Here is a 5,146-nt window from a genome sequence, read left to right on the forward strand (position 1 = left end):
GGCGATATTTATCTTAATTACACGCGCTAAATTCTTTGCTGAAGGGGTTATTGCTAATTCTTTTCTCACAAAAATTACTGTGCGGATTATTACCATAATTAATAATTCTAATTTATTATGATAATTATGACACTCGAGCATTACTTCATGGAGTTTCCGAAGCTGTTCTAATAGCTCACTGAATATATAGAAATCAGCCTATTCATGATCCTTTTATAAGGATTTTTTTACCCAAGACAGTTCTTTCAGATTCACTCGTGTCCTACACTAGAGATGAATAGCTTATAGCTCTCCTTTTAGAAGACTCATTTAAAAAATGAACTAGCCTACCATAATGTACATATGAAAAGACCATGTTCGCTTTTTAAGAAAGTATTAATAAGGTCAATCGGATTGCTAACTGATGGTGTGAAGTTAATAGCTAAAACTATCGGCGTTCGCCGCCCTCAGGCGATTTTAATTTTTGGTAGACATTCACCTTGCTAAATATCGGGCGACGGAACTATATTCAGCCACGCTACTGTGGTGGCGAGTGATATTTATCTTAGTGCTATATTGCTTCGCTATCAGTGTGCGCTAAAAGTTTAGAATTGCTTTGTATACGAATATACGCGAGGTTATTGAGGGCTCTGACTTATGAATAAATTGTTATCTAATCAATAGATCCTTCTTACGACTTTAGTTGTTTCTCTAAACTTTTCCAGGTGCGCTTTAAATAGCTCTCCAACTGGTTAGCATCTTGGCAAAATTCTAGTAACAGTAGTAAATCGTCCTGTCCAAAAGCTTTCGCGCCCTCTAGCTGATTGAGTTTCTGCCCCCGGCTACCGGTTTCGTATTTACGTAAAAAAGCCCGCCCTCGCTGATTGTTTAGCGTGTTCGCTACCAGTTGCATAGCTTCTCGGAAGCGGTAAAAGCGGTGCGACAAGCCTTCGGGTGCCGCATAAGGGTAGCTTTGCTTAGTATCTAGTTCGGTAATAATTTCAGTAAGTTCAGTGTATAGTGCCATATGGTAAAAATACAAATAGTTAGGCGAAACTTTTTGCATCCATTTATCAATTTGGTCAGAGCGCGTTTGGAATTTATATTTAAAATTTATTATGAGGTACTTTTTGGTCAGTCGCGAGGCGAACCGTCGAGACTCTTTTTAAGGAGGATAACCTAAGCTATCGTCCGCGAAAAAGCCATCGTGGGGCGACTGAAGTATGAGCGGAAAAGACCCGGCATAGAACTAAAAGATAAAGTTCAAGCACGCTCTAAAGGTTAAACTATTTATTTGCATCATCGTTTTGAAAGCACAGTCTAGGGCCTTATACTTTCTATAAATAACTAGCTTTCAGATAGGATCCAAAAATGGGGACTAAACCCCTACGATTCAACATCAAATTTTTTTAACTATGCCAGTTCAGCGAATTGCAATTTTTGACATTAATGGTACGCTTTACAAGAAAACCTCTAAGGAAGAATTCTTCAAATACATTTGCTACCGTAACAATTACAAACTCCTTAGTTTGTATCACCTAACCCTGTTCAAACTTTTGGGAAACCTTCGTTTGATTAATCAGACTCAGTTTAAAGAAAACTTTTTCAATTATCTTGATGGTTTGCCACCCAATCAAGTAGACCGTTATGCCCGGGAATATTGGTCGGTAGAATATCCCTACTACTTTAATGATAAACTATTGAAGCGAGTAGAAGAACTTCGTAACGAGGGAGTGAAAATTGTTTGTGCCACCGGAGGTTTAGACGTATACATGAAGCCACTGTTCGAGTTTTTTGAAGTAGATGAGTACTTCTGCACCCAGGTGCGCTACACTAATCAAACCTACCAAGTAGTGGGTGAAGCCTGTAAGGAAGAAGAAAAGATTAGACGGGTGGAAGAGCACTTCGGGAAAGGAAATTTCCAAGTAGTGGAAGCGTATTCCGATGATCCTGAAGCGGTGCTCGATATTGCTGATAAACCTTATATTATTGAGGAAGGAGAAGTTAAACCTTACAGTAAGTAACTTCAGAAAAGTGGCATGTAAGCGAAACACAGAAGGTGAATTTGCCGGTTGGTAGTATATTTACCGCATAATTCATCACAGATTGGGTAACTCGATGCTTGATCTGAAAACTGCTACCTATAATTTAACCTGCTAGTGAAGTATTTGCTTATTATTATTGCTACGGCGGCTATAACCGCAGTAAGTTGTTTTCTTTGGTTTAATCGATCTAGTAAAGAAATTACCGATGACGATGTGCAAGCAGCCCAGAAGCTATTAGCACTTAACCTGACCGACAGCGAAATTGATACCTTGTTAGCGGATGTGCGAGATAATGCCGAAGATTTTGATCTTATGCACCAGTACACTCTAGGTAATGAGGTGCCGCCCGCCCTGTTGTTCGATCCAGTTCCGCAAGGCTTTACTATAGACACTACTTCCGTTTCAGCCCAATGGCGTATTCCCGAAGAGGTAATTTTACCGATAAATCGCGATGAGCTAGCGTTTTACAGCGTACTAGAACTGGCATCTTTGCTCAAAAATCAGAAAATCACTTCTACCGAACTAACCCAACTCTACCTAGACCGCATTCGTCGCTATGATGATACGCTGCTAAGTGTTGTCACTATCACGGAAGAACTAGCGATAAAGCAAGCTCGCCGAGCGGACGAAGAAATTCAGCAGGGAAAGTACCGCGGCCCACTACATGGCATTCCCTACGGAGTGAAAGATCTGCTAGCAGTAGCAGGGTACAAAACCACTTGGGGAGCCAACTCTCATAAAAAGCAAACGATTGACCAGACCGCTACGGTCGTAAAGAAACTGGAAGAAGCTGGAGCGATACTCATCGCTAAGCTCACTTCAGGAGCACTGGCTCGGGGCGATGTTTGGTTCGGCGGCACCACTAAAAACCCCTGGGACTTAGCGCAGGGAGCGAGTGGATCATCCGCCGGTTCCGCCTCGGCCGTAGTGGCCGGATTGGTAGGCTTTGCCATTGGCACTGAAACGATGGGCTCGATTGTTTCACCCGCAACCCGCTGCGGAGCCACCGGGTTGCGCCCTACATTTGGGCGAGTAAGTCGCCACGGAGTAATGACCCTGAGTTGGAGTTTGGATAAAGTCGGACCAATCTGTCGCTCTGCCGAAGATGCCGCGCTGGTATTTGATGCCATCCGTGGAATTGATCCGAACGATAAAACAACTGTGGACGCTGCATTTAATTACGACGGTCAGGTTGATCTAGCAAGTCTGCGAATTGGCACGGTAGAGAAGTACTTTGAAGATGATACAGTGAATCAAGAATTTAACGAACAAGCCTTAGAGGTGCTAAAGAAGCTAGGTGCCAATTTTCAATCCGTTAGCTTACCCGATAGTACTTCCCTTCCGGTGAAAGTTCTTTCCTTAATTATGTTTGCCGAAGCCGGAGCGGCCTTTGATGATTTTACCCGTAGCAATCTCGATGATTCACTGGTACGGCAAGACGAACGTTCGCGCCCCAATGCGCTGCGACAGTCGCGCTTTATTCCGGCAGTGGAGTACATTCAGGCTAATCGCTACCGGCAGCAGCTAATTCTAGCAATGGACTCGCTCATGCAGCAGTACGATGTAATTGTTTCTCCTACCAAAGGCTTTCGTCAGTTGCTAATTACTAATATGACCGGCCACCCAGTAGTAGTTGTACCCATTGGCTTTGACGAAGATGGGCACCCGCAGAGTATTACCTTTATTGGTAATCTTTACGATGAAGCCACCATTCTAGAAGTAGCCAATGCTTACCAGCAAGCCACTGATACCGAAGATCAACATCCAGCGTTTTTCTTGCCCGAGCCGATTGCAGAAAATTAAAGGCGAACTAATACTTATCTGTCATTAAACAACATTGGTTTAACTGTGCATTATTACGAGCAACCATATTATGTCTGTAACCTTTAGTAGCTAAAATTATAGCTGCTGTAAAGTAGATGCTATTGAGATGGGTAGCTAGGTACATTAGAGAAAGTGATTAGCTACCGCTTCTTATTCGTTCTACGTTTTGGTTCATCAGATGCCGTACGTAATTTCTGAAGAACCATCGCTTAACCGGATTCATCTTTTGTTGGTGTGTAGCATACAAGTCATCGGGTGAATTATATAATCCGAAGTCTTGATTAATGCCTTTTTTCTGAATGTAAGTATGGCTTCGATCCCAATCAATCGGAGGGTTCTTAAGGTTATCCGTATAGGCGCCATACCCACAAAAGGTAGTCTTACAGTCTGCGAACTTATTTTGCAATCCTCTTAAGTATAGTTTGTCAAGAATCAGCCCTTCTAAGTTGAACCACTCTCCTTCCAAATATACCTCGACCCAACTATGTAGGATGTTTTTCGGCGATAAGGTGTACCATAATCCGGTAACGGCCCCCTTCTGGAGGGCCTTATGAATGGTGAAACCGTGCATTCTGTTGGGCACACCAACCGCTCTCAGTAGTGCCATAAATAGGTTGGCTTTCGTATTGCACTGACCATATCCATCAGTAAGCACTTGAGAAGCCGATATGTTATCGTCTATATTGTAGCCGAATTTCACTTCGTCGCGGACGTAGTTATAGATATGCTTTATTTTCTCAGTGCTCGCCATCTTTTTCCACCCCCTGTGCTGAATTAGAGATTGTATGATCGGTGCATCAAAGTCTAAAATGGGAGTACGCTTAAGATAGTTAGTAAAGTCTACCGGTCTTTCAAGCTGCTGTTCCATAGTTAATTTATTATATTTTCTATTGAAACAAAGGTCGTAAGAACTGCTACTTTAAACTTGAACAAACTGGCTAAGCTTTAAAAAATCGCAAGGACCAAAACCAAAATTTTCTTTGAATACTCTACTAAAATGGGCACTGTCTGAGAAGCCAACATCATGGGCTATTTCGGTAAAAGGTTTCTTTCCGACTAACGGTAAGCCATTGATAAGTTTTTTCCAAAGTTGACTCCTGCGATAGGTGATTCCGGTCTGCTCCTTAAACAGGTGAATAAATCTGCTGGGAGATAAATGACAGTGGTTAGCAATTTCTTTGAGAGGCACTATTCTTTCAGAATTATACGCTAGATACGCTAACGCTTTATCAATTCTTGGATCACCCTGGTGAATAGCGGAACTACAGAAGCAGTCGTGCTCCTTAATAATGCCGTTT

At 42.3% G+C, this 5,146-nt stretch carries 5 protein-coding genes; 2 read left to right on the top strand and 3 right to left on the bottom strand.

Annotation, left to right across the window (positions count from 1 at the left end; genetic code table 11):
• Positions 1-670: 670 nt before the first annotated feature.
• Complete coding sequence (locus tag WBA23_RS24275) at positions 671-1,045, bottom strand: hypothetical protein (RefSeq protein ID WP_424584865.1); 375 nt, start codon at positions 1,043-1,045, stop codon at positions 671-673.
• 349 nt (positions 1,046-1,394) lie between these two features.
• On the opposite strand from WBA23_RS24275, the gene WBA23_RS24280 reads away from it, so the two are divergent.
• Entirely contained in the window at positions 1,395-2,003 is a 609-nt protein-coding gene (locus WBA23_RS24280) for a haloacid dehalogenase-like hydrolase (RefSeq protein WP_424584866.1), read from the top strand.
• A gap of 135 nt (positions 2,004-2,138) precedes the next feature.
• The gene (locus WBA23_RS24285; RefSeq protein ID WP_424584867.1) at positions 2,139-3,827 is read left to right on the top strand and encodes an amidase; all 1,689 of its coding nucleotides are present in this window, start codon (positions 2,139-2,141) and stop codon (positions 3,825-3,827) included.
• Between the two features lie 157 nt (positions 3,828-3,984).
• On the opposite strand, the gene WBA23_RS24290 is transcribed toward WBA23_RS24285, so the two are convergent.
• Positions 3,985-4,716, bottom strand: a complete 732-nt coding sequence (locus WBA23_RS24290; protein WP_424584868.1) for a transglutaminase-like domain-containing protein — start codon at positions 4,714-4,716, stop codon at positions 3,985-3,987.
• Between the two features lie 51 nt (positions 4,717-4,767).
• A partial coding sequence (locus WBA23_RS24295) for an AraC family transcriptional regulator (protein ID WP_424584869.1) occupies positions 4,768-5,146 on the bottom strand: 379 nt, incomplete at its 5' end.

The organism is Tunicatimonas sp. (genome assembly GCF_049647865.1).
GTDB lineage: Bacteria > Bacteroidota > Bacteroidia > Cytophagales > Cyclobacteriaceae > Tunicatimonas.